This is a genomic window from Murimonas intestini, from assembly GCF_024622195.1.
Taxonomy (GTDB): Bacteria; Bacillota; Clostridia; order Lachnospirales; family Lachnospiraceae; genus Murimonas; species Murimonas intestini.
Genome location: NZ_JANKBI010000011.1, coordinates 113,144 through 138,075 on the forward strand (window position 1 = coordinate 113,144; position 24,932 = coordinate 138,075).

Annotated in this window: 21 protein-coding genes and 1 tRNA gene; 3 read left to right on the top strand and 19 right to left on the bottom strand. The window is 45.5% G+C overall.

All coding sequences use genetic code 11. The features are described 5' to 3' along the window. Window position 1 precedes the first annotated feature (1 nt). From NSB28_RS15605 to NSB28_RS15620, 4 genes are all read right to left on the bottom strand, one after another. Window positions 2–2,644 carry an alpha-L-rhamnosidase gene (locus NSB28_RS15605; protein ID WP_109747529.1) on the bottom strand — a complete coding sequence of 881 codons (2,643 nt, stop codon included), beginning with the start codon at window positions 2,642–2,644 and terminating at the stop codon, window positions 2–4. A 350-nt stretch (window positions 2,645–2,994) separates the two neighbouring features. Further along, window positions 2,995–5,160, bottom strand: coding sequence for a tetratricopeptide repeat protein (locus NSB28_RS15610; RefSeq protein WP_109747528.1), 2,166 nt, complete (start codon window positions 5,158–5,160; stop codon window positions 2,995–2,997). 101 nt (window positions 5,161–5,261) lie between these two features. Then, window positions 5,262–6,089, bottom strand: a complete 828-nt coding sequence (locus NSB28_RS15615) for a sugar phosphate isomerase/epimerase family protein (protein WP_109747608.1) — start codon at window positions 6,087–6,089, stop codon at window positions 5,262–5,264. Window positions 6,090–6,126: 37 nt separating this feature from the next. Further along, on the bottom strand, window positions 6,127–6,960 hold the full coding sequence (locus tag NSB28_RS15620) for an AraC family transcriptional regulator (protein WP_109747527.1): 834 nt from the start codon (window positions 6,958–6,960) through the stop codon (window positions 6,127–6,129). 146 nt (window positions 6,961–7,106) lie between these two features. Here NSB28_RS15620 and NSB28_RS15625 point away from each other — a divergent pair, with 146 nt between their 5' ends. Both NSB28_RS15625 and NSB28_RS15630 read left to right on the top strand, forming a co-directional pair. Further along, the gene (locus NSB28_RS15625) at window positions 7,107–7,772 is read left to right on the top strand and encodes a ThuA domain-containing protein (RefSeq protein WP_109747526.1); all 666 of its coding nucleotides are present in this window, start codon (window positions 7,107–7,109) and stop codon (window positions 7,770–7,772) included. Between the two features lie 119 nt (window positions 7,773–7,891). Beyond that, window positions 7,892–8,998 (top strand): Gfo/Idh/MocA family protein, encoded by a 1,107-nt coding sequence (locus NSB28_RS15630; RefSeq protein ID WP_109747525.1) that lies wholly within the window; start codon window positions 7,892–7,894, stop codon window positions 8,996–8,998. A 116-nt stretch (window positions 8,999–9,114) separates the two neighbouring features. On the opposite strand, the gene NSB28_RS15635 is transcribed toward NSB28_RS15630, so the two are convergent. The 7 genes from NSB28_RS15635 to NSB28_RS15665 all read right to left on the bottom strand — a co-directional run bounded on the left by NSB28_RS15635 (window position 9,115) and on the right by NSB28_RS15665 (window position 16,525). Further along, window positions 9,115–10,608, bottom strand: a complete 1,494-nt coding sequence (locus tag NSB28_RS15635; RefSeq protein WP_109747524.1) for a sugar ABC transporter ATP-binding protein — start codon at window positions 10,606–10,608, stop codon at window positions 9,115–9,117. A gap of 10 nt (window positions 10,609–10,618) precedes the next feature. Beyond that, the gene (locus tag NSB28_RS15640; RefSeq protein WP_109747523.1) at window positions 10,619–11,572 is read right to left on the bottom strand and encodes an ABC transporter permease; all 954 of its coding nucleotides are present in this window, start codon (window positions 11,570–11,572) and stop codon (window positions 10,619–10,621) included. A 16-nt stretch (window positions 11,573–11,588) separates the two neighbouring features. After that, window positions 11,589–12,530 (bottom strand): substrate-binding domain-containing protein, encoded by a 942-nt coding sequence (locus NSB28_RS15645; protein ID WP_109747522.1) that lies wholly within the window; start codon window positions 12,528–12,530, stop codon window positions 11,589–11,591. 124 nt (window positions 12,531–12,654) lie between these two features. Further along, a complete protein-coding gene (gene rbsD, locus NSB28_RS15650; RefSeq protein WP_109747521.1) occupies window positions 12,655–13,122 on the bottom strand; it encodes a D-ribose pyranase in 468 nt (155 codons plus the stop codon). Between the two features lie 131 nt (window positions 13,123–13,253). Next, a complete protein-coding gene (rbsK, locus tag NSB28_RS15655) occupies window positions 13,254–14,183 on the bottom strand; it encodes a ribokinase (RefSeq protein WP_109747520.1) in 930 nt (309 codons plus the stop codon). 18 nt (window positions 14,184–14,201) lie between these two features. Beyond that, complete coding sequence (locus tag NSB28_RS15660; protein WP_109747519.1) at window positions 14,202–15,449, bottom strand: uroporphyrinogen decarboxylase family protein; 1,248 nt, start codon at window positions 15,447–15,449, stop codon at window positions 14,202–14,204. Between the two features lie 44 nt (window positions 15,450–15,493). Then, complete coding sequence (locus tag NSB28_RS15665) at window positions 15,494–16,525, bottom strand: LacI family DNA-binding transcriptional regulator (protein WP_109747518.1); 1,032 nt, start codon at window positions 16,523–16,525, stop codon at window positions 15,494–15,496. A 345-nt stretch (window positions 16,526–16,870) separates the two neighbouring features. Between NSB28_RS15665 and NSB28_RS15670 the strand changes: the two genes are divergently transcribed. Next, window positions 16,871–17,848: a bifunctional metallophosphatase/5'-nucleotidase gene (locus NSB28_RS15670; protein ID WP_109747517.1), complete on the top strand. Its 978-nt coding sequence runs from the start codon at window positions 16,871–16,873 to the stop codon at window positions 17,846–17,848. A 62-nt stretch (window positions 17,849–17,910) separates the two neighbouring features. Here the strand turns inward: NSB28_RS15670 and NSB28_RS15675 are convergent. The 8 genes from NSB28_RS15675 to NSB28_RS15710 all read right to left on the bottom strand — a co-directional run bounded on the left by NSB28_RS15675 (window position 17,911) and on the right by NSB28_RS15710 (window position 24,931). Then, window positions 17,911–17,981 (bottom strand) — tRNA-Gly (locus tag NSB28_RS15675). 115 nt (window positions 17,982–18,096) lie between these two features. Beyond that, window positions 18,097–18,462: a hypothetical protein gene (locus NSB28_RS15680; protein WP_109747516.1), complete on the bottom strand. Its 366-nt coding sequence runs from the start codon at window positions 18,460–18,462 to the stop codon at window positions 18,097–18,099. Next, window positions 18,449–18,931 (bottom strand): type II toxin-antitoxin system HicB family antitoxin, encoded by a 483-nt coding sequence (locus tag NSB28_RS15685; protein WP_207708168.1) that lies wholly within the window; start codon window positions 18,929–18,931, stop codon window positions 18,449–18,451. Before NSB28_RS15685 ends, NSB28_RS15680 begins: the two co-directional genes overlap by 14 nt. Window positions 18,932–19,266: 335 nt before the next feature. Next, complete coding sequence (locus NSB28_RS15690; RefSeq protein WP_109747515.1) at window positions 19,267–20,448, bottom strand: metallophosphoesterase family protein; 1,182 nt, start codon at window positions 20,446–20,448, stop codon at window positions 19,267–19,269. After that, window positions 20,445–20,906: a type III secretion system chaperone family protein gene (locus NSB28_RS15695; RefSeq protein ID WP_109747514.1), complete on the bottom strand. Its 462-nt coding sequence runs from the start codon at window positions 20,904–20,906 to the stop codon at window positions 20,445–20,447. Before NSB28_RS15695 ends, NSB28_RS15690 begins: the two co-directional genes overlap by 4 nt. Window positions 20,907–20,939: 33 nt before the next feature. Further along, window positions 20,940–22,514, bottom strand: a complete 1,575-nt coding sequence (locus tag NSB28_RS15700) for a dynamin family protein (RefSeq protein ID WP_109747513.1) — start codon at window positions 22,512–22,514, stop codon at window positions 20,940–20,942. Beyond that, on the bottom strand, window positions 22,498–23,070 hold the full coding sequence (locus tag NSB28_RS15705; protein ID WP_109747512.1) for a hypothetical protein: 573 nt from the start codon (window positions 23,068–23,070) through the stop codon (window positions 22,498–22,500). The genes NSB28_RS15700 and NSB28_RS15705 overlap by 17 nt, the downstream gene beginning before the upstream one ends. Continuing rightward, entirely contained in the window at window positions 23,042–24,931 is a 1,890-nt protein-coding gene (locus tag NSB28_RS15710; RefSeq protein WP_257497563.1) for a dynamin family protein, read from the bottom strand. The genes NSB28_RS15705 and NSB28_RS15710 overlap by 29 nt, the downstream gene beginning before the upstream one ends. Between the last annotated feature and the right edge of the window lies 1 nt (window position 24,932).

The following is a 24,932-nucleotide window of genomic DNA, read 5'->3' on the forward strand; positions in this document are numbered from 1 at the left end:
TTCATCTTTTAGTTATAAATGTGTATTTACCGCTGCCTGTTTCAAAAATGCAGTCATGTCTGTCTTCTCCGGCCTTTTTTATCTCCGTAACTTCTCCATTAAAAAGAATACGGCTGACACTCCCGCATTTCCCGGGTATGTATATTTGGGCCCTTGTATTAAACGGCACTGTCACCTCCAAAATGAAGTTCTCCTTTTCTTTCCTCCAGGAGGATGTCACTTCACCATTTAGTATTTCCATCTGTACATGCACCTTGTTTAATCCCTCCGGCACTGAAGGTCTTATGACAAGCTGCTGCAGACCGCTGCTTCCGGGCTGTACCCGGATCCCTCCCAGATATTTATAAAACCATACACAGACTGCAGCCAGCATGGGATGATTTCTGGAGTTCATGATATTATTGTCCTCATCTGCCTCCCATCGTTCCCAGACTGTTGTCGCTCCCTTATCCAGCATGTAGCCGAACCCCGGCGCTGTCCTCACTGTCATGATCTCATAAGCCTCATCGTCTCTTCCCGCCTGGCAAAGCACTTCCAGCAGAGCCTTTGTTCCCATGTTTCCTGTCGTCATATGCCCATTGTGCTTTCTGATATCTGCTGCTATGTTATCTGCCACTGCGTCCTTATATTCCCCGGGTACCAGCCCCAGGGCCAGAGAAAGTGCATTTGCGCTCTGACTCCCCATATCATACTGGAACGTCTTTTTATTTAAGAACCGCTCATTATATTTTTGCCGGACTGTCTCCTGAAGCCCTTCCAGATATTGTATATCGTCTTTTTTCAGTATCCGGGCTATCTCTTTTATCTGTGATATGGAATAATACAGATACGCCGTAGATACAAGTGTGGGAGTGACATTTTTAGATGCAGCGCCGGCTCCGTACTCTTCCCTGATGCACTCTTCCCTGGGGCACGCCCATTCCCCAAAACCTGTCCTGGAAATCAGGTAGCCGTCGGCCTCTTTTAAAAGAACCATCAGGTATTTCATCATACTGTCATAGCACTCTTCCAATATCCGCCTGTCTCCATACACCTCATACATCAGTAGAACAAGGCTGACCGGAGTATTTACCTGAGGGTCACAGGGCCTGCGTCCCCATCTGAACGGAGCTGTATCCGCAAAATACCCCTTTGTATCCTGCGTGTCATAGACATCCCTGGCCCATTTCTCAAAAAAGCTTCCCATATCATAGTGATATGTACAGCCTTCCGCCCGTGAAGTAGTGTCCGTAGTCCATCCATGGCGTTCATCCCTCTGGTCACAGTCTGTAGGTATCCCCATCAGATTGCATCCGTCTGTATGCCTCATGACTGCTGCCAGCCTGTTCAGAAATTCATCATCAGAGCTAAATACTGCATTCTGTTTGACACTGCTCCTTATGTATTCTGCTGTCAGTTCAGATATCTCTGCCTCCCCCTCAATCTTTACTGTGAAATACCTGAATCCATGATAAGTAAACCTGGGGGCATACTCCTCGCTTTTTCCAGTTCCTCTCAGAATATAGCTATCCTCGCATCTGGCCAGACGCAGAGCCCTCTTGTCCAGATCACCGCTTTCATCTAATACTTCAGCAAATGAAAGCGTTATTTTGGATCCGGCCTCACCTTTTGCCGTCAGCCTCACCCATCCTGACTGATTTTCCCCCGCATCATACAGTTTCCTGCCATCCTTAAAAGTCCTGATATATTCAGGCTTTGTCCTTTTCATCACCCGCACAGGCGGAAGCAGTTCCCCGGTCCTTTTTCCTCCCGGATCTTCCACCACAGTGGCCAGTATCCATCCATCCGGCCTCTGATGCTCCTTCAGGAACCGGGATTCATATTCCGGCGTATCCCATCCGTCCTTCTCCAGTCTGGCATCATAGTCTTCTCCATCATAGATACTGTTATAGACCACAGGTCCTTTCGCAACACACCATCCGATTCCCCAGTCTGTAAATTCCTCCTGTATGCTGCCATCCTCATACTCAATATTGAGCTGTACAAGCACCTTGGGCTGTCCGGCCCAGCCTGTGCCCAATATGAGACCTATCACATTTGCCCCCGTTCTCACATCCTCTGTTATATCGTAGGCAGAATACAGCAGCGTCCTGCTGTAATCACTTGGCGCCGGATCCAGCAGTTTATCTCCTATCTTCTTACCATTCATGCGCAGCTCATAATAACCCGCGCAGCAGACATATGCCCTGGCCCTCTCTATTTTCTTACCCAGACTGTTAAAAGAATAGCGCATGAGAATGCCGTTTCCTATCAAACCGCCTAAAAAGCCCATCCACTTCCCTTTCCAGTCTTCTTCCTCAAGCAGCCCCATCTCAAACCATTCCGGGGCGCTATATCCTGATACTTCACCGTTCTGATTCCAGATACATACCTTCCACCAGACTCTCTGGGCGCTTTTTAACGGTGAACCTTCATATAAAACCCCATAACATCGGCCGCCCATAACCTTCCCTGTGTCCCACAGGTCATAAACCTTTCCCTCAAGCTTCTCCTGATCAGATGCAGCCACTATCTGATATGCCGACTGAAATGCATCTCTCTCATCTGACTTTACCTGCCAGCTCAGCAGAGGCTGACTCTTTTGTACACCCATAGGCCTCATCTCATACTCGCACCGCAGGTTAACCGGAATATAATGGTTCATGTTCTCCTCCTTTAGCAAAATAATTCTATTTGATTGATAACCCCATTATCTTCGGTTTTGTACTGTGCTTCAATCATTCAAAGTATATGTTTTGTGTGTCTTTTATAGATTTTAATAGATTTCCCTGAAAAATATTAACGCTTGAACAATAATAATTAAAAAGCTGCCCGCTGCTGATCAATAAGCTTATTTCCATGTGACAAGGTTTTACTTGTCTGCCTGGAAAGCAGCATATTGATCAGAGCGCACAGCTTCTTACTTTATTATGAAATTTTTATAAATGCACAGACCTGCTGAATCGTTACAAGTTTTCTACATATTAAATTAACCACACATTTTAATCAGCCTGCTTATTTTAACAATCCTTCTGTGCGGCTGTCACTCTCATTTCCATCTGTTTTCTGCAGCTTATCCTTTGCTGTTTGAATATATCCCTCCAGTTCCGGATAATCAGCCTTATCCTGTATGCCTTCCCATATTTCCAATGCCGTCTTATACTGCAAAAGTTTATAATACGCTAATCCCAGCTTATATTCTGTATCCTGATAGTTACGTATTTTCAGATATTTATTTATCGCATTTACATATACTCCGTCATCCATCAATTTATTTGCTGACTGGTATATAATTTCCTGGTCTGCCATTTCTGGTTCTGGATTATAATCTATAATCTGGTATATTTCAGCCGCTTTTTCAGAGTCTCCCTCTTCCGATATTCTATCTGCCTCAGCTATCACTGCCTCTTTACATCTTGAACTGGCATTTGCAGCAGCTTTTATTCTCTGTTTTATCTCCATCACTTCATCGAGCCTGGAAGAGCTATAAAGGATTCTATAAAAATTAAATTGTGACAATAAAGCATCTATCAACAGCTCATCCGAATCTTTATATCCCAGCAATTTTTCAAATTCATCTGCCGCTGCATTATAACTGTGATTATTAAGCTCCCCCTCCGCATATTTGTAAGAACATTCCTGAGTCATTTCCTTTGCGTCCCTAAAATATCCTGCCTTCTCAAAATCCTCTGCTGCATATTTATAATCTCCGCTTTCCAAATGTACCTGTCCTTGCAGATAGTATTCCAGAGTTCTGTTTAGTAATAGTTCTTCATTTTGAAATAATTCAGGTTCCTGATATCCCAGTTGATCAAATAATTTCTTAGCCTCGGTATAATTACCCTCGTAAAATAAATTTACTCCTTCATTATACTTTTTTCTAGGCACTGTTACCCTATAGTGATAATTTACCCATGCAAAAACTATGACCGCTATTATGGCAGCACCTGCGCATAATATTCTCTTTATTAAGTGCGTCTTTTTCTCAACTATTCTGGAAATTTCGTCATTCAGTTCAGCTGCCTGTTCTTTTAATTTCTCTAACATCCCCTTCGCTGCAGGAATATCGGGTAAACAGTTTTCCAGATTTTCTCTATCTTCATTTTTAAGATATGAAGCCTTTAATACCAACTGGCTCCTTGTATTCCCGTATTCATTTATATATATCAATGCATCATCACAGGCCCCTTCCAAATTAGAGATAAGGATCTGGGTATCATAGTACTTACCCCTATATGGATTCATTTTTTTTGCTATCAGCCAATGTATACTCTTTTGAAATGTCTCTTTATTCTCTCTGATCTGCCTTATCAATTCATCTGCTTTCTTTCTATAATCCTCAACTTTTTCTAAGTCCTTGATTATTTCCTGCTTCAAAGTTTCTGTCTCTTCAAGCAGTTCATCATAATGTTCAGCCCAATAGCGGCTTTGTTCCTGCTCCTCCCTGATCCTTTGTGCTTCTCTGAGCGCTTCCTTTTCCTGCTCTTCAAATCTCTTTAGCTTCAGCCGAATATTTTCTAATTCCTGCCGTATTTCATTCCCGGGGATTACCTCCCCACTTCCAAGATAGTAAAGATCATATTTGGATGATTTCTGTAATGTATCATTTATTAAGCATTCCAGCTGCTCTCTCATTTCAGCGTTCTTGCATGTTATCTGATTGTCCAGCAGTTTAATTACATAATACCTTATGTAGCAGCACTTTTCTGCCACTTTCAGCAGTTCCTTCCCCATGTCGTTTTTTCTCTGCAGGATTTCTTGATCTGACTCGTAAATCTTACTGAACATTTCCAGCGAGACTTCTGCATACTTTACAAGTTCCCGGGCCTTTTTATCATTTTCCCGGCCCAGGCAGACCCCTTCCCAAAACACAGCCTCATAATTATCAGGATCCATCTCAAGCACACGTGAATAACGTTCTTCCGCCTCATGGTAATCTCCTGCCTTATAAGCAATCTGCGCCGCTTTCATAAGATTTTCTATTGCTGCCTGATTATCCACGCATACCTTCCTGACAGCTTCTTTCACAAGAATCTTGCTGCCGCAATACATACAAAATGCCTGTTCCCTGCTGTCATCCAACTGCAGTTCTCCCCCACAATTTGGACATATTGCAGCCTTAAACTCTTTTTGCCGTACACTTCCCGGTATAGTTTCCGGCTTATCCATATTTCCTTCCATATCCTGATCTCCCACAGTTTAATGTTATACTGATGTAACCTTTCCTTTAACGGGCACCAGGCTGCTGTTTCTTTACACGTCCTGATGCCCATACAGTAATTCTATATTACCGTCCTGTAATAATCAATATCCGCCTTCAGGCACTCCGCCCTGGTCCCGGCATATGTAGTCTCTCTCTCCACAATATATGCCTCACATCCATTCTGGTCTGCAGTCTCTTTCAGCAGTTTCCAGTCCACCAGCCCCTGGCCGGCAGGACAGTTGATCGCCCTGCTCTCTTCCATGCTCTTTTTCACAGCTTCCGGCAGCACCGGATTCCCATCTGCATCCTTGTCAAATGAACTGAAGTCCATGGGCGGCTGAGGGCCGATCACCCGGCTGCTCTCCTTTACATGGATCAGCTTAAATCTTCCGGAATACTGCTTAACCAGAAACATTGGGTCTGCCCCCGCTGCGGCACACCAGCCTGCATCCAGTTCAAAGCTGACATAAGAGGGGTCTGTATCCCTCACAAGCACATCTATGATCCTCTTTCCGTTACATGAATTAAATTCCTGTGTATGATTATGGTACGTCAAAGTAATGCCGTGGGCAGCACACTCTTCGCCCAGTTCGTTGAGCGTATCCGCAAAACTGTACACATCTTTTTCATTCTTCATCACTTCCATGCCTATCCCCATAAACTTCATGCCAAGGGCTTTGGCATACGGAATCATCTCCCTGATCTGCCCTGTCTGGGCGTGCATAGAAACAGCCTCCAGACCGTATGTCTCAAGCTGCCTCTTCATCTCTTCAGCCGGAACAGCAAAGTTTCCCCCGAACAGCTCCACGCCGTCATACCCCATAGCCGCGGCCAGTCTCAGGTTTTCGCATGTATCATTCATGGTACCGTCCATAAACGAATACATCTGCAGATAAATCTTCCCCATTTTAAATACCTCCAAAAGTTTTGATGTCACCATTTTATCATTCTTTATGCATAAATGCATTATATTTTTCTTCCGGTGTTTTCTGTGTATCGCGGTTTCTCCTGCGTAAGTCGCTTGGCGCCGCATTATAAAATTTCCTGAAGGCCCTGTTAAATGTCCTGTTGCTCTCAAATCCTGAGGCATAGCATATGTCTGTCAGTGAATCCTGTGTACTGCGGATCAGATAGGCGGCATAGTCCAGTCTGAGCTGATTTATGTAATCATTAAAATTTGTGTGCAGTTTTCCCGAAAAGATACGGGACAGATGATACTTGCTAACACACAGCTCTCTGGCAGCCTGCTCTAAAGAAAGTGGTTCCAGATAGTGCGCTCCTATGTAGAGCAGCGCCCTGCTGGTGAGGTCCAGAGCCGGATGTACCTCCTGCCTTTTAAATGTCATACACTCCAATAGGCGGGCACAGATTAAATGCAGCAGGGCTTTACAGACGTCAGTGTTCTGTGCCTGACCGCCTTCCCTCTCAAGAGAACCCATTGCATATGTAATATCCTGATGCAGGCTCTTAGCCCGGACAACAGGAGAATCAGGCACAGCTCCTGAAAACAGGGCTGCATACTCACCCAGCATTTCTGTAGAACAGACCACCATAATACATTTCCCTCCGGGATTTGAGTAGGCATGTATGGTATTGGGAAGTATCACTGCCAGATCCCCCTCATCTATTCTATAATCACATCCGCCTGCCATAACGTCAAGACTGCCGTCCAGCATCAGGACCATCTCCGTCTCCTTGTGCAGATGCGCCGGAAAGGAAAGACTGCATGTATTGACAGATACCATATGGTGTTCATGGTTTTCATAAAAAGGAATCATATTTACATCCTTTCATACAGCAATATTTGTCCAAAAAAAGTATTGATTTGACAATCATTATATGTGAGAAAACGATATAATTCAAGCATGAACAACAAAGGAACAGAGATAATTGCACAAGGACAAAAAGAAGGAGATTAGAAAATATGGCTAATAAGAAAGTTCTGATTTTTGAAGGCGGCTGGGACGGCCATGAACCGCAGCTCGTCTCAGCCAGGTTTGCCAGGATCATGGAGGCAAACGGCTGTGAAGTAACCATCAGCCATACTCTGGAGGTTCTCTCCGAAAAGGAGCGTCTGATGGAATATGATCTTATCGTACCCTGCTGGACAATGGGGCAGATCAACCCTGAATATACCCGCAGTATAATGGAAGCTGTAGCTCTGGGCACAGGACTGGCCGGCTGCCACGGGGGCATGAATGATGCCTTCCGCAATGACACTGACTGGCAATTTATGACAGGCGCCCAGTGGGTCAGCCATCCCGGCTGTGACGGCATACACTACAGGGTAAATATTTGCAGAGGATCCAGCCCCATAACAGAAGGACTGGAGGATTTTGATGTCTGCAGCGAGCAGTATTACCTGCATATAGATCCTGCCATAGAAGTTCTGGCCACCACCCGTTTTCCTGTATACGAGGGCTGCCACACTACAAACAAACCTGTGGATATGCCTGTAGCATATACGAAATTCTGGGGAAAAGGACGGATCTTCTATTCTTCCCTGGGCCACCACGATGATGTTTTTGACAAATATCCCACAGCGGAAACCCTGATGGAGCGCGGAATGCTGTGGGCATGCAGGAGATAAGGCGGCTGTGAATAGCTGCGGGGTTTTTGACCCTCGCGGCAGTCGCCAAGGTCAAGCGAGCTTGACTTTGGCTCGTTGCTCGCGGGAATAAGCACTATAATCCAAAGGAGGATGTGAAAATGAAACGGACAGGAATCGGAATTCTGGGGGCAGGCGCGATCAGCGGCATCTATTTAGAAAATCTATGCCGTCTTTTTACTGAAACAGAGGTGGTCGGCGTATATGACCTGGTAGAAGAAAAGGTAAAAGAAGCACAGGAAAAATACGGTTTTCGGAAATCATATAAAAGCATGGAAGAACTGCTGGCTGACTCTGAGGTGGATATTGTGCTTAACCTGACAAGGCCCTTTGAACACTATGAAACAACAAAAGCAGCCCTGCTGGCCGGTAAACATGTATACAGTGAGAAGCCGCTGGCCGCTGTATTTGAGGAAGGTGCAGAGCTTGCTGCCCTTGCCGCAGAAAAAGGCCTCATGCTTGGCGGCGCCCCCGACACATTTTTAGGAGCTGGGATCCAGACCTGCAGAAAGCTGATCGATGACGGGTTTATCGGACAGCCTGTGGGCGCTGCCGCTTTCATGATGTGCCGCGGACATGAGAGCTGGCACCCCTCTCCGGAATTTTATTATCAGCACGGAGGCGGCCCGATGATGGATATGGGGCCATATTATCTGACAGCGCTTGTCAATTTATTGGGCGGCGTATCCGGGGTCACGGGAATCACCAGAAAAAGCTTCCCCCAGAGGGTCATTACAAGCGAACCTAAAAAAGGTGCCCTGATAAATGTGGAGGTTCCAACGCACATCACTGGTATACTTGACTTTGACAATGGAGCCGTGGGAACCATTACAACTACATTTGACGTCTACTATGAGCATCAGTCCCGCCTGGAGATCTATGGTTCATCCGGCACCCTCTATGTTCCCGACCCCAACAATTTTGACGGCCCCATCTATTTGTTAAGGCCTGAGGACGGAACAAAAAAGGAGATCCCCCTGCTCTTTGATTACAGTCAGAACAGCCGGGGGCTGGGTTTGGCGGACATGGCTAAAGCCCTTTCGGCAGGCAGGCCGTTTAGGGCTGACATATCCCAGACCCTTCATGTACTGGAAATCATGACGGCAATAGAAAAAAGCAGTCAGGAAGGAAAATACCAGAAACTGCAGACCAGCTACCGCCGCGGGGACGCTATGAAGCATAATCCTGTCAGAGGCATATTAGATTAACAGCAGCTGTTCGTAACTACTCATCTCCGGAAGGGTAAATGCAATTAAATGAGGGCCAGGTGTAACTCTTACGAGTCGTACCTGGCCCTGTCTGAGACTGTCTGTTTCCCTGCTGCCTATTCCGCCACGGCGGCCGCATATCTCATGACTGCCTCTTCACTTGCTTCTTCTCTGCTGATCTCACCTGTGATCCGCCCTTCGTGCATGACAATGATCCTGTCGCAAAGGGAGAGCAGTTCAGGCAGTTCAGAAGATACCATAACTATGCCGATTCCCTGACTGGCTATTTTCTGCAGGATGGCATACACCTCCGCCTTGGCTCCCACATCAATCCCCCTTGTAGGTTCATCGCACAGCAGTATCCGTGGATCATTTGCTATCCACCGGGCAATCACTACCTTCTGCTGGTTTCCGCCGCTCAGTGTCATGATGGAGTCCTTTACATTCCCGGCTTTGATGGAGTATTCCTCCATCATCTCTTCCATGACCCCGGAAGCCTTTTTTCTGTTGATCAAAAATCTGCTCTTCAACCTTTTCATGATCGTCATCTGGGCATTCTGCTGGATGGTCATCTGAGCTATAAGCGCATCATCTCTTCTGTTCTCCGGTATCATGCTGATTCCATTTCTTATTGCATCAGATGGTGACTTAATATCCACCTTACTGCCATTGACCCAGATCTCCCCGGCATCAGGCCTGTCCGCCCCGAAAATGGCGCTTAACACCTCCGTCCTTCCGGCCCCTACAAAGCCTGCAAACCCCAGGATCTCCCCCTTTCTCAGTTCAAAGGAGATATCCCTGAATTTTCTGTTCCTGCTCAGATTCTTAACACTCATAAGTACTTCATCAGTGGCATAACTTTTCTTCCAGGCGGACTTTTCTATCTTTCTGCCCACCATGCCTGTCACAAGGTCATCGATAGTGATATCCTTTATATCCCTGGTGGATATAAAGTGGCCGTCCCGCAGTATAGTTGTCCTGTCGCCCAGCTCCATGACCTCTTCCAGCCTGTGGCTCACATACATGACAGTTGTCTGCTGCTCTTTTACCAGCTTGCGCACGATCCTGTAAAGCACTTCCCTCTGGTCATTTGTCATAGCTGATGTCGGTTCATCCAGTATGAGGATAGACGGTTTTGAATAGACAGCTTTTGCGATCTGTACGATTGCCTGTTCCGCAATGCTTAAGTTTCCCACCAGTTCTCCCGGGTCTGTCTTCATCTGAAATTCTTCCAAAAGCTCCTTTGTCTTTTCCCTCATATACTTTTCGTTAAGAAATATCCCTTTTCTTCCTTCCGGCGAGCCCAGGAATATATTGTGGGCAATAGTCATATTGGAGCAGAGAGGCACTTCCTGGTGTACAATGGCAAACCCCAGCTTCTCAGACTGCTGTACATTCTGGATGCGGACACTTTTACCGTCTATCAGGATTTCACCCTTAGTGGGGGTAAATACCCCGCCGCAGAGATTGATCAGTGTTGACTTTCCTGCCCCGTTTTCACCGCACAGACAATGTACCTCCCCTTTTCGGATCTCAAAGGAGACATCATTTAATGCAACCGTGCCGCCGAACTGTTTTGTGATATGCTGAAATTGTATATACGGTTCCACCTTATCCCCCCTAACTGATCCTCTCTTTGCGCCCGATCCAGGTATCCAGAAGAACTGCCAGAATAATAATGACTCCGATAAAGCCCGTCTGCCAGAACACAGGAACGCTCATCAGCACCATTCCGTTTTTTACAACACTCATGATGATAGCTCCTATGAAAGTGCCCAGAATGGTACCGCGTCCGCCGCTCAAAGCTGCCCCTCCCAGGATAACTGCCGCGATCACGTCCATCTCTCTGCCTTCTCCGGCAGTCGTTGGCACAGACTTCAGATAGGCGATGCTGATCATCCCTGCCAGGGCGCACAGGGAACCTGTCAGCATGAAACAGATGATCTTTATCCTGTCCGTATTGATCCCGGCCAGCCTGGCAGCCTTCTGGTTCCCGCCTGTGGCGTAGATATCAAAGCCCAGCTTTGTCTTGCTCATCACTATATGTGCTATCACGTACAATATCAGCATGATAATGACCTGTACAGGAATAACTCCCACGGATGCTCCAAGTCCAAATACCCAGCTGTTCATAGCTTTATCCGGGAAGACGCTGATACTCTGACCGTTTGAGATAGCATAGGCGATGCTTCTGAATATCTGCATGGTCCCCAAGGTCACGATGAATGCAGGCATCTTTGCCTTTGCCACCAGAGTACCATTGACAAGTCCAATAGCCGCGCCTGCCAGAAGCATCACAATAAATACAAGAGTAGGGTTAACCTCGTTTTTAAACAGGAGCGCACCCAGCATAGCTGCTGCCCCGAATATGGAGCCCACTGACAAGTCCATCTCAGCTGCGATGATCAGGAAAGACATCCCGATAGCCATGACCCCTATTTCTACAGTCTGCCTCACTATATTCACCAGATTGACCGGCTTTAAGAATACAGGGGACACAATAGAAAGGATTATGACAATAACACCCAGCACGATCAGGACACCCAGCTCCCGAAACCGCTTTATCCTCATCATTTACCTCTCCCCACCGTTATTCCGGAGTAGCGTCTGCTACATTATCCTGCGTAACAAGCTGTGCCCCTGTATTGATATCAATAAACGCTGCATCATGGGCCAGGTTCATATACAGCTCAGCTACCGCATAATATCCCTGCAGATACGGATTCTGACCTACAGTAAGCTGCATGGAGCCATTGGAGATATGCTTTAATGTACCCTCTGTCAGGTCAAATCCGGCGCCCTTTACCTCACCTTCCAGCTTATAGGCTTCTACAAAGGTACCGATTGCTTCGCTGAACACATCCACGCCCAGTATGGCGTTCACGTCCGGATGTGCCAGATATGCGTTTTCTATGACACCATAAGCATTTGTCAGGTCTGTACCAATATCAATGATGTCAATGAACTCAATGTCGGGATATTCTTCCTGCGCCTTTTTGATTCCGTTGGCTCTGGCTATGAGCGCCGTGTCAGAAGGGCCGCAGCTGGCGATGATATACTTTCCTTTTCCTTCCATTACTTCGCCAAACATATATTTCCCCATCTGATATCCGGCATCCTCATACTCCTGACCGATAAATGCCTTTGTTCCGCAGTCTTCTGCATCCATATTGAAGCCTACCATAGGGATACCTGCATCCGATGCTTTCTGGATGACGGAATTAAATCCTGAAGGATCCCAGGTCACTGTGGCGATCCCATCATAGTCAGCTGTGATACATGATTCTATCAGGCTTACCTGCTCTGACAGGTTGCTGGCTGTGGTCGGTGAGGTGACATCCACCGTGATGCCAAAATCCTTGCCTGCATCCCTTGCCCCATCTGCCAGCTTTGTGTAGAATGAGCTGTTCATGGCATGAAGGACTACCGCTATCTTCATATCCTTAGCCTCTGTATCAGAAGCCTCTGCCACACCTGCCATTGAAAATGCCATAACCGCGCTTAATACAACCGCCATAAGTTTCTTCTTCATATTACATACCCTCTCTTTCGTCTTTGCCGCTTTTAACTAAAACCTTCTCCTGTTTAGTTAAACGTTTTCGTAACATCCTAAAAAAAATTAACCCGCTGCTTCTGCCGTAAATCTGTGCTTTTCCTTACTGTACCTCGCCTGCCCGCTCTTCATAATAATCCGGCACGATACAGCCTTCCTTCTGAAACCACTTATTCGCGTCTATCCCTGATGCCAGTACTATGTTCCCCCATGGTTCAAACCCTCCTGTCCGCACAATATATTTCGCCTGCGGCAGGTATTTTTCCATCAGCTCCCTGTGCGGAACTGTCTCTACCTGGCAGTGTACTGACATGTCACATACCGCCTGATAATGCTTTGGATTATACATCTTCTGCTCTTCCGCCACTATTACTCTCTCATAGATCATCTCGTCCTCGATAAGCTCCAGAACCTGGCGGACTGTTGGCAGCTCTTCTGCTATAGCCAGGTCTATGCGCTTTGCCTGGTCGCTTACGGGAACTCCTGCGTCTCCTATGACGATCAGCTGTTCATGTCCCATATCTGCTATAGCCTTCATCAGCTCTTTGTTTAAAATACCCTTTCTTTTCATGCTGTACCTTCTCCTGTTTCCATTAACTGTTTCTATTATCTGTTTCTATTATCTGTTTTTACAGTCATACTGCTCATTATTTTGATTGTCTGTTTTTGCGGCCATACCGTTTATTATTATGGCAGGGGTTTTTACCCTATACTGTCCACTTCTTTTCTGTACGGTATGGACTGTATTACACCGTATTTTGTAACTGAAAGGCCCGCCGCTTTTACTGCCAGGGCAACAGCTTCTTTTGTATCTTTTCCTTCTGCCAGCGCCACACAGAAGCTTCCGCAGAAGGTATCTCCGGCGCCTGTGGTGTCCACTGCATTTACACGGATCCCATCTACTTTTGTCATCCCGGTTTTATCCACGATCAGGGCGCCATCCGCTCCCAGAGTCATAATTACACATCCCGCACCCATCTCCCATATCCGTGAGGCAGCCTCCTCATCCGATATCTCAGATCTGGCATCAAGCCCAAGCATCAGCCTTGCTTCTGTCTGATTAGGGATCAGATAATCGCAGAGTCCTGGCAGTTTTTCCGGCATCTGTCTGTAAGGAGCCGGATTCAGCACGAACGGTATTCCAAGCTCCCTGCACTTTTCTGCTGTGTAAATAACAGTATCCATATTGATCTCCAGCTGCATCAGCACAAGTGAGCACTCTTTCAGAGCCGGCACCATACGGTCGATATCCCCGGCCGACAGCTCCTCATTAGCCGCAAGATCTATGACGATCTCATTTTCACCCTCCTCATTGACATAGATAAGCCCCACCCCCGTAGAGCGCCCTGTCTCAGACCTTACTATATAACTTCCTGTGATCCCCTCTTCCTTCATTAGATCCATGCACATATCGCCGAAGCTGTCACATCCCACGCATCCGGCAAACAGGACATTGCCCCCCAGCCTTGCCGCTGCCACCGCCTGGTTAGACCCTTTTCCCCCATGCATCATCTCAAAATTCCTGCCCGGTACTGTCTCTCCGGCTGCCGGGAAATGGCCGCAGGCAATAGTCATCCCCACTGCATAACTGCCGATCACTGCCACAGGACGGCCGCACTTTACTTTTTCCATCTTTTCATCCCTCCTTTATCACGGTTCTTTTCCGTCCCTGTACCAGGAAGGTACTCCATACTTCAGTGCGGTGTCAAAGAGAGCCATTATCTTCTCCGGTGATATATCAGCCTGAATGTTATGGATCTGAGAAAATACGAATCCTCCCCCCGGAGCATATATTTTTATCATTTCCTTAACCTCATTGACGATATCATCAATACTGCCGTGAGTCATGGTTGTCTGTGTACTTAAAGCCCCGCCCCATATAGTCATCTTCCTGCCATATTCACGCTTTATCCTGACCGGATCCATATTTGCACATTCCTTCTGGATCGGGTTGAGGATATCGAACCCTGCTTCTATAAAATCTCCTATCAGCGGATAGACGCTTCCGCAGCAGTGAAGCGAGATATGCATATCCTTCTTCTTCCTTCGGATCGCCTCATTAATTCTGGCATGACGCGGCTTGAAGAATTTCCTGTAGATTTCAGGCGATACCAGAAGCCCCGTCTGTGAACCAAAATCATCATTATTCTGGACTACCTGGACATAATCCCCGACCGCGTCCAGATACCGCTCCATCATGGTGATATAAGCATCTGTCATCTTGTCCAGATAATACTCAACAAGCTCCGGCTCCTCATAAAATTGTATCAGATAATTTTCGTATCCCCAATCCTTTGTACCCTTCTCAAACAAACTGAAGCTGGTCGCCCCTGATATGGCAAAATCCGTATTTTCATAGATATCCTTTGCCTTTATCCTCTGAAACTCCATCTCTTCATCTGTAATCTCAGGCAATGACAGATTCCTGTCAATATCCGCCTCACTCTCCGCATTTTCCAGAGGATGATACATCTCATCAAAATACAGACCGTCTTTAGGCCTCTTTGCCAGCAGATGCCCCTGGCTGTCATAGACTCCCAGTGAGCCATCCTCCAGCTGCACCGGCTCAAAGCTTTTGGCCAGCAGGCAGCTTCCGCCGCCTCTTGGCAGCTCCCCCAGTTTATACTCATCTATGGGAATCCCTATAGATGGCACAAGCCTTGGAAGAATAACCACATCACAGCCGATCCGCCGCAGTATCTCATGATCCGGCTGTGCCAGAAGCTGCTTCACGTCAAACAGCACTGTCTCGCCCGGAACGCCCAGATATTTCTTCAATGCCTTGTATGCGATGGCATTGATACCTGTAGACCGTGAGGATCCCAAGTCAATCGGCACCCTGTCTGTCTCCTCATGGGCCAGCGCCATCAGCACCCTCTCCCTTGATGTTAAACCCATACATTACCTCTCCTTCTCCTGCATCCTGTCCGCAGCATGGCACCCTACAGCGTCATATCTGTGATGTCCCTGATGCTGCTTCCTTCTTTTATGACTGGTTCAAATATAACCTTCTTCTCCCCTGCCTCCTTTCCTTTTATAAGTTTTAAAAGATTTTCTGCCGATACCTTCCCCATATCGTATCCATGCAGCTCTATGGTATAAAGAGCCGGCTGGTATAACTCCGCCAGCATCGTACCATCAAAACCAATTACTGATATATCATCCGGAACAGATTTCCCGGAATCACGTATAGCCTTGCACGCCCCAACTGCCATCTGGTCATTAGAGGCTATCACAGCTGTGAATTCCTGCTCAGAAATAAGCTTTTTAATGCTTTTATACCCGGAAGTCATCTGATAATCCCCGGCGCATACAAGTGCTTTTTCGTATTTAATACCTGCCTCTTTCAGCCCCTGTTTATATCCCTCCAGCCTGAGCACTGCATTTGCTGCATTGGCCGGACCTGTAATAAAGGCGATCCTTCTGTGTCCATACTCATACAGTCTTCGCACTGCCATGCACATGGCTTTTTTATTGTCAAACAATACACCGGGTATCTGTTCCAGGTCGTCCCCATAGCGCTCTACAGTCACGATAGGAAATCCGCCCTCTGAGAGCTTTACAATATAGTCATTATTCTCTGAACAGTTTCCTGTCGTGATCATAATGCCGTCAACCATCCCCTGTGTCAGGCTTTCCAGGAACTCATTCTCCTTTTTCGCCTTCCCGTCTGTGTTGCACAAAATAAGTTTATATCCTTTTTTGCCCAGGTAATCCTCGGCTCCTTTAAAGAACTCCTGGAAAAAGTAATTATATATATCCGGAAGGATCACTCCTATAATATTTGTCTCTTTCGTCACAAGTGATCTCGCCGCAGGATTTGGACGGTAATGCGCCCTCTCCACAGCCTCCATCACCCTTTTCTCTGTTTCAGGAGTACAGCATCCCGGTTTTTTATTTAATATTCTGGAAACAGTCGTTATAGATACCCCACACTCTTTTGCTATATCTTTAATCGTCACACGCTTTGTCATTCTCTTTCCCCCTTGATGCCCAGGCTGCACTGCCCTTGCTGAGTTAGTTAAACCTTTTACGAAAACGTTAAACTAACTTTATAATTTGAGTATAGGCCCGGACTGATGATTTGTCAATCTCTATTGTGCATTTTGCCATAATACACAATATTTCACCTTCTTTTTTAGTTATTTATTCCTACACAAGTTATTGTACTTAACAAAATTTTTATCTGCCTTTGATGTGGCTGTTACAACCGGCTGTTATGATAAACCTGCGCAACGATCCAACAGGCCTGCAGATATACTGCACCGGCCGTAAAAAATGATCCAAGAGTGAAAAATCACAAAAGAAGGAGAAAAACTATGTTTAACCTGAGAAAAAAAGCAGCGATCTTATCAATGACAGCAGTACTGGCAGCCACTGCTGCCTCTTCTCTCACAGCCCAGGCTTCTGATGCAGCACAGGGGGATACCTACCAGCTTTCCATCGTGTATAACAATGATATCCATGGACGTGTGGACCGGCTGCCACAGTTCAAAACCCTTATCGACCAGGCAAGAGAGGAATGTGACAACCTTCTGGTATTAAACGGAGGAGATATCTTTCTCCGGGGTGAATTCCAGGAGCAGCAGGGAATCCCTGAGATGGAACTGTTAAACGCCATGGGTTATGATGCCTGGGTATTAGGAAACAACGATTTCCGCGTACCTCCCAAGGGCGGGAGCATCGTACAGGGCAATGAACAGCTCCAGAACCTGATCGGACTCGCTGAGTTTCCAACTCTCTGTGCCAATGTAACCATGAATAACACAGGAGAATATATCGACAACGCAGACCCTTATACAATTAAAGAAGTCGGGGGATTAAAAGTGGGGATTATTGGAGTCACTTCCCTAAAGCCTCAGGACAGAGACTGGAAAGAGGTTTCTGACAAAACCTTTGAAAGCGGCGAGATCACGGTTGGTAAGATTATTGAAGAGGTGAAGCCGCAGACAGACATCAATATAGTACTTTCCCATACCGGTCTGGCAGTAGACACAAAAATAGCAAATGTAGAGGGTATAAGTGCGGTGATAGGCGCAGATGACCATTATATTATTACAAGCCCTGTCTATTATCCGGGAGATGAAGGCTTCAAGAGTACTCCAATTCTACAGGGAGGAGGAGAACAGGATCAGTATCTCGGCCGTCTGGACCTGACCTACATTTATGACGAGGGGACGTGGACACTGGACGATTTTAATGGATACCTTTACGATTTAGAAGGAGTAGAAGGGAACAGCGAAATACAAAACCTTATTGATACATATCGTGCTGAGGCATCTGAGGATGCTGCCTGACTAAAAAACAAAATATACACCTTGTCGGCTTTTAACCTGCCCTGCGCCAGGGCATACAAAAAAGCGGGTGATGGGAATCGAACCCACGTATCCAGCTTGGAAGGCTGGTGTTCTACCATTGAACTACACCCGCATTTTCTAACTCTGATAGTATATCACTTTGTTTCAAAAAAAGCAAGGATTTTTTGTTAAAATATCCTGACAATATATACCTTGCTTTTTTACGCCATTAATTTAAAAATAAATTTTTACATTTGTTCTGCCAATTTCATTTTTTCATATCCCATACTAACTAACATTTCATCTAATTTTTCAAACAGAACAGTTCTTGCAAGAGGTATAAGCTTCTGTTCTGCAATCATGTTATAATCATCGGGTATCTGATCCAATTCAAAGATAGTATCAGCATCAAATTCAATCTTTAAATCATCATTTTTTGCCCCTACACTTAATTCTATATTCAACAGCACACTTTTATTATCCTCTTCACCAGGCGTCTTTAATTTGGCCCGGCATTCTACGCTTACTTCTAATCGCTTTAAAGGTCTTCTGGATACAATAATATTAGCACTGATTATCTTTAGTTTTATTATTTTCGCATTAATTTCCGACATATGACACACTCTCCTTTTTAGTCACAATAGAACCCACCTGACAAAATACTTTAAATGATTCGTCCGCCCCATTTTCCCAGTCTGTTTGCCTTGTACCATATGGAATATAAATAATTGTTTCTTTACTGCCTTTATTTTCTTCAAAAGATTTATCTATCGCCTTAACAACATACTGATTTAAAGTTATTTTTTGCTTTGCTGCTGCTAAAGCAGCCTTTTTGTGAAGTTCCGGTGGTATTCTTACATTAAAGGTTCCCTTAAATTCTTTATCTGGATTTTTTCCTATTTTCTCACATAATTCTAAATAATTATCTATACATTGTGAAAAAGTGTTTTTCAATTCATCAACAGAATTTCCATGAAAATTTAAGGAATCTGTAATGCCAAATACATCACCAACAAAAATATCATCTTCTGCATCATATTCTATAGTTGCATGATATCCCTTATATTCTAACATTGAGCTCATATAATCACCTGCCAATATTTTTTATTCAATCTCGCCAATATCCTTTAAAAATTGTATTGTTTTCTTGATCTGATATCCATATAGCTCATTTCCCGGATGTGGTTCATCAAACTGTAATACTCTTTTCGTAAAGTTCTTAGGTATAGGTTTTCTGCACAATTTTTCTAGCAGATCACTTTTCTTTGGCATCTATATTTATCACCACCGCTGCTTTATTCTATGCAACTATTTTTTAGTTACTTAATTATATCATGCTAAACCAAGTTTGGCAACATATTGCAATCCATATTATTAAAGATTTAGTAACAATTCAGCAAGGTACGCAAGATAGGCTGTCAAATGTAACGGCTGATCCTGTAATATCCTCTGGAAATTTTCTTTCCGCTTATAACAGACCTTCCAATCAGTTCTATTTCCTGCCTGCCAACGCGCACATCCATGACTGAGCCTTCGGTCCACTCACCTGCTGCCAGTGTCTCTCCTGTATGCAGGGCGGAGGGGCATATACATGCGTCATTGACATAAATATTCCCTCTGCCCGCATCATACTCCACACATCCCGGCAGCTCATTTAATGATATATGGGTGTGCCCTGATATAAATAAAATCTGGCTGTGCCTGTCCAGGAGCTGCTGTAATTCTTCATCCCGGCTCAAATATGGGCTTTTCGTACCGCCGCGGCGCATGGGATTATGGGACATCATCGGAGCATGGCACAGTACTATATGCAGCTTTCCATCTTCCACACTTTCCAGGTGCCTTTCCAGCCAGTTCAGCTGTCGTCCGCCCGGGAATACAAACCTGCGCCAGTGAGATACGGCATTCAGGCCTGTTATATCTATCTCTTCACCGCCTGCTCCTGCATAGGCACTGTAAGCACCGCTTATATCCTGTTCCCATTTTATCCCGGCCCGGCGGGCTCTCCGGCACAGCCAGTCCTGCAGCCTGTAATAGCTGCCCACATTCTGGTCCACCTGAGGCAGAGGTTTTAATAGTATGTCATGGTTGCCTGCTACTGCAAACACCGGAATATCTGCTGCCTCCTCTTCGATACACCGGCATACCTGCTCAAACTGTTCCGGCCTTCCGTCATTTGTCAAGTCCCCGGCCAGAAGAATGAAATCCGGATCACCAGCCGTCCTGAGCGCCCTTCTGAAACTGCCTGATTTACTGGAGAGATGGATGTCACTCATTACACAGAAGATGGTTTCTTCCTCCGTATGCATAAGTTTCCGGCATCCTGGTATAGGCGCCAGAATTTCTTCCCGGCCGGAAAAATCCGGCTTGACTGCCCTGGCCATCACATGGGTCGCCTCCGGCGGCACCGCCCTCCCTCCGGTAAACCTGAAAGTTCCGCATCCATTTCCATTCAGCGGGATATAGGCAAAAGCTGTCCAATCCTCCAGAGGGCCCTTTTCATCTGCCCACTGAAGGGACGCTGCCATACATCCGCCAGCTTTTATCTGATAAATTCCGTCTGCGGATCCCGGATCTTTCAGATTAAGATGCAGCTTCAACCTTCTATCCCCTTAATTGCTTCTTCCGGCGTCATTACCCCAAACATTACAGTAAGCAGACCATTGCCATATTTACTAAATGCCTGATGCGGAAAAATAATAGAATTCCTGATAACTGCACTTGAAGGCATACATTCATCACAGTCTACAGCAACCCTGAATCGTATTTCCCCATCCCTGTAGTCCATCTCAAAACTTCCAAACAGCATCCCGTAATTTGCACGCGTCAGGAATTCTGATACTGCAGCCCGGCATTCTTCATCTGCATTAATATCAACTGTGGCATAAACTATATAGTCTGATTCCCGGACGCCAATGGCATAACGTATATTTTTTAATTTACCTTCCATATTGAATGTATTTGTAATAACACCTCTTTCTTTATCAAAAGAATAATGAAAATTATTATCTTCAAAGTAAGAAACTATACTTGCTGCAATCTGTTTTGAATAATCCATATACCATATCCCCCCTACAATTTTTTGTATAAACTAAATATTTTCCGCATGGTGCAGCATCGGCCACTCAGATGTCCCCAGCTCTTCCTTCATCACCCGGATGTCGTGCTGAACTGCTATCAGATCCAGCAGTTTTTCTGAAAAAAGGTCTGCATAAGCAGAAAATTCTTCAATTTCACTCTCATATCCCCCGGTGATCTCAGCGGGCTGCTGTTCTCCTAAATTCTTTATAATATTATTAAAATACTCTTCTGCAATTGCCTTTAATTTAGGCAGCAGCCTTGCTTTAACTGCTTCCACAGCCGCATCCACATAATTATTGTAAACACGGTAGCTTTTTCCAAAACGCCATCTGTCCGGATCAAATAACCCGCGCTCTACTATATGGAAGGATGGCTCCGGGACTTTAAAATAGTATACACTGCGCCTGAAGCTGTCTCCTAATCGCTCCTGCTCTGCCTGTGGGTATTTCTTCCTTATGCGTTCGTCAACCTCATCACCTTCTCTTACAAACACATCGCTGACAAAGCTTTTCGCTCTTTCACTGAATCCGGTAACACCGCAGGATCTGATATTTCGTCTCAGTTCATCTATACAATCCAGGGTCAGCCTCTGGTTTGTCCGGCTCAGTTCATTTCGCAGCGCCTGCTTCATGCCGTCCAGAGTGCTGCGGCTCTTCTGCCTGACTTCACGGATATTTTTATCGTTAAGCTGCCTCAGTTCATTAATCCGCTCCCATACCTTACGTATACAGCGGTCGCTCTCCACGCTGACCTTACGAATCTCTACCAGTGCCATGTTAAGGGGAGTATCCTTTTTGATCACCTCAGCTTCCGTCTCTATCAGGTGTTCCAGCCAGGCATCGAAACCATTTAGCTCCACTTCTCCTTTCCTGGAGTCCACCATGAAATATCTGCCTTTCCCCACTCTCTGGTTCCCATACTCCTGCAGGATCTGCTCTGCCCTTTTTTCCAGATCGATAACCTGCTCCTCCTGCTGAAGATAATTCATACAATTCAGGATTGAAATAAAATTCCCATTTGTCAGTTCATTCACTTCCCCCAGGAAACCCCGTTCATCATAAGTTCCAAACTTCGTGCAGTTAAAAGTTACAATGCAGAAATCAGCCTGATGAATTTCCTGCCTCGTCAGTTTATCCAGCTTCTTTTCCCGATCATCCCCCAATCCGGGTGTGTCCACCAGAACCACTCCTTTTTTAAGAAATGGTGAAGGCATTTCAAAATAAATATCCATATCCTCCTGCCCGGAATCCGCCAATTGATCTGTGATCAGCCGGCTGGCGGCCTCAAAAGATACCTCCCACTGCTGGTGGCTGGCATGGTTTTCCAGGATTATCCGCTGACGCTCTCCATAGCGCAGAGTTGTTATGACCTTTGTCACCGGATTGACCCCTGTGGGCAGGTCACATCCAAGCAATGCGTTAATTAATGATGATTTTCCGGTAGAGAATCCGCCGCATAATACAACAACAAGGGGGCGGTCCTGCTGAAGCTGTTCCAGCCTTTTTCTCCCATATTCCACTGTGCGGGCAACGGCCATGAGCTTCTCCGGGTCACACCGCACAGTTTCTTTAACTGTCCTGTCCATATTTTCTGCAGATTTCTGTTAATCGGAAACCTGCTGCTGTAAGCTGTTCTTTATATGCCGCCTTTAGAGCCGCCCCTGTACTGCATTTTCTTTTCCTAATGAGGCTGCTGACTCCCCCATATGCGGCAGCCGCTCCTGCTGCTGTCATAACTGCACTGAGCATAACATGCACATCTGCAGCTATGCAGATTGCAGCACAGGCCGCCCCTGCTGCAATTGCCCCTGCCGGCGCTGCAGCCCCGAAGGGCGGGACAACCGGAACTTCTTTTAATTCCAGTTTCTTAAGTTCTGACTTCATTTCATCCTGAAACTGTGGATTACCGCTATCCTTAAGCCATCTGCCCTCCGGCTGCATCTGGGTAAACCAGCGGTCCATTTTCTGCTGGTAAACCCTGTTCAATTCTGCGTGGTCTGGTTTTGCCCGGTTATTTAATTGGAAATTAATCAGCTCAACCATTTCTTCGCTGAGTTTTTCCCATTGTGTCTGAAATACCTCTTCGTAAGTCATCTTACCAATCCTTTCTCCTTCATCCTTCTGCCGGTTCCAATATTTCACCTTCCGTATAACCTTCTCCCATAGCTGCCCGCGAAAAATCATTAAAACTGTCTGTCAGCTTTCGCTTTATATTATCCAGCTTTGCCAGTTCTTTCATAACCTCTGTTTCCCTCTCTTGTTCCATTTTTTGAATGTCTGCCGCCTGCTCCTCTTTTAATATCACTTGCCTCTTAAGTGCTTTCGTAAAGCTCTCACAGCTGTCATTCATCTTTGCGGTAAATTTATTTTCCAATAGTTTCAGGAAACCCAGGCGTACATATCCCAGCATTTTAACAGCTTCATTCCTGGCATATTCCAGAACCAGGGCTCCTATATCCTGGTTCTTTTTCGTAAAGTATGTCATACCCATGGTATATGAGTCTGCCTCATCTAAATTTTCTTTTGTAAAATCAGGTATAACTTCTGTAATACATTCTGTTGCTGTCAAAGGGGCAATAGCTTCCTCAACTAAATCTTTCCAGGGCTGCCCGCTTAATTCCAGCTCATTCAGAACTTCCGCATATTCTGTGGCGAAACTGCTGAAATGCTTCATAAAAGCATTTCTATTTTCACTCACAGTAAATGTTATATTTTTTTCCTGCTCTCCAATATAAGAATTAACAGCTTCCAGCAGCTTGGCAGAATCCACCTCCCCGGCATTTCCAATGAAATTGGCTTCCATTCCTTCAAAATGTTTTCTCCAGCCCTGGCTGACACCGCTTACAAAATTATCATATCCAGCTCTAATAACAGCCCTATATTCAATACAAACTTCCTGAAATGCATACCTGAAAACACTGTCACACTCTCTTAACTTCTTTATTTCTGCCTGCTGGCTTTGTGTACTTTCCGCAGACTCTGAGTTTTCCTTTTTCAAACAAGATTTCAGCCCTAAGATTTCCTTTTCGATATTCTTAACAGCGCTGCGAAATATCTCCGTCAATTCCTGTACATACTTCTGATACTTCCGTTTTTTTAATTCAGATGACTGCAAGTACTCACCCAAGGCTTCTTCGAAGTCTGGTATACCTGTATATGCATCATCCTCCGGCGGAACAGCTGTCTCAATAAACTTATCCCCTCTTCTTCCCTTTTTGTATATACCTGTCCGGGCACATTCAGCAGTGTAAGCATCTACAAAAAATACCCGGGAACGATACAGTTCTTCATCAAACCTGCCATCCGTATCTGTAAAAACGTCGTGCAGTTCATCGAAGTATATCTTTTTACATACCGCCTCGTCTTCTTCACGCACCATATTCCACCAGTTAACTACAAAATAGACATTGTTCGGGCAGCGGCGCTCAAAATTTTTATGTATATACAGATGCTCATCCTTATTCGGCATATGCATCACATTCATCACAAATACAATCACATCTGCTTTTGCACTTCTGTCCTGGATCTCCATACTGATCAAGTCCGGGGAATCCACATAGGTTATATTTTCATCAGGCATTTTATTATACACTGTCACATAATCTACCTCTTCATATTTATGTTCACTTCCGCACTCAGCCCTGTAATTTTCGAAAAAATCATGGACAGATAATTTTTCATCCGGGCGTTTACTATCCTTGAAGGTAATAACCACCTCATCCACGCTGTCCCCAGCCGTGATTTTTGTAATGACCGCAGTAGACGGTACAATATTTGTGTACAGCGTTTTCTGACGTATCAGTGCATTTATCATGGTCGATTTACCACTACCAAATCTCCCAAGAAAAAACACCTCCGATTTGTGATTTTTAAGCCCTTCCATTATGTTCTCTGCCTGCGCTGCTTCTGCATTCCTATCAGCTAACCGCAGTGTCTTTACAAATTCACACATATACGCAGTTAGGGCGGGCTCTTGCCTCCCGCCATATTTACTTATCTCCAAA

Coding starts and splice junctions, on each gene's coding strand:
- NSB28_RS15625 (WP_109747526.1), top strand. CDS start 7,107: ATGGCTAATAAGAAAGTTCTGATTTTTGAAGGCGGCTGGGACGGCCAT.
- NSB28_RS15685 (WP_207708168.1), bottom strand. CDS start 18,931: ATGAGCTCAATGTTAGAATATAAGGGATATCATGCAACTATAGAATAT.
- NSB28_RS15700 (WP_109747513.1), bottom strand. CDS start 22,514: ATGGACAGGACAGTTAAAGAAACTGTGCGGTGTGACCCGGAGAAGCTC.
- NSB28_RS15670 (WP_109747517.1), top strand. CDS start 16,871: ATGTTTAACCTGAGAAAAAAAGCAGCGATCTTATCAATGACAGCAGTA.
- NSB28_RS15610 (WP_109747528.1), bottom strand. CDS start 5,160: ATGGAAGGAAATATGGATAAGCCGGAAACTATACCGGGAAGTGTACGG.
- NSB28_RS15640 (WP_109747523.1), bottom strand. CDS start 11,572: ATGATGAGGATAAAGCGGTTTCGGGAGCTGGGTGTCCTGATCGTGCTG.
- rbsK (WP_109747520.1), bottom strand. CDS start 14,183: ATGGAAAAAGTAAAGTGCGGCCGTCCTGTGGCAGTGATCGGCAGTTAT.
- NSB28_RS15695 (WP_109747514.1), bottom strand. CDS start 20,906: ATGGATTATTCAAAACAGATTGCAGCAAGTATAGTTTCTTACTTTGAA.
- NSB28_RS15615 (WP_109747608.1), bottom strand. CDS start 6,089: ATGGGGAAGATTTATCTGCAGATGTATTCGTTTATGGACGGTACCATG.
- NSB28_RS15630 (WP_109747525.1), top strand. CDS start 7,892: ATGAAACGGACAGGAATCGGAATTCTGGGGGCAGGCGCGATCAGCGGC.
- NSB28_RS15645 (WP_109747522.1), bottom strand. CDS start 12,530: ATGAAGAAGAAACTTATGGCGGTTGTATTAAGCGCGGTTATGGCATTT.
- rbsD (WP_109747521.1), bottom strand. CDS start 13,122: ATGAAAAGAAAGGGTATTTTAAACAAAGAGCTGATGAAGGCTATAGCA.
- NSB28_RS15620 (WP_109747527.1), bottom strand. CDS start 6,960: ATGATTCCTTTTTATGAAAACCATGAACACCATATGGTATCTGTCAAT.
- NSB28_RS15660 (WP_109747519.1), bottom strand. CDS start 15,449: ATGGGTTTAACATCAAGGGAGAGGGTGCTGATGGCGCTGGCCCATGAG.
- NSB28_RS15680 (WP_109747516.1), bottom strand. CDS start 18,462: ATGTCGGAAATTAATGCGAAAATAATAAAACTAAAGATAATCAGTGCT.
- NSB28_RS15605 (WP_109747529.1), bottom strand. CDS start 2,644: ATGAACCATTATATTCCGGTTAACCTGCGGTGCGAGTATGAGATGAGG.
- NSB28_RS15665 (WP_109747518.1), bottom strand. CDS start 16,525: ATGACAAAGCGTGTGACGATTAAAGATATAGCAAAAGAGTGTGGGGTA.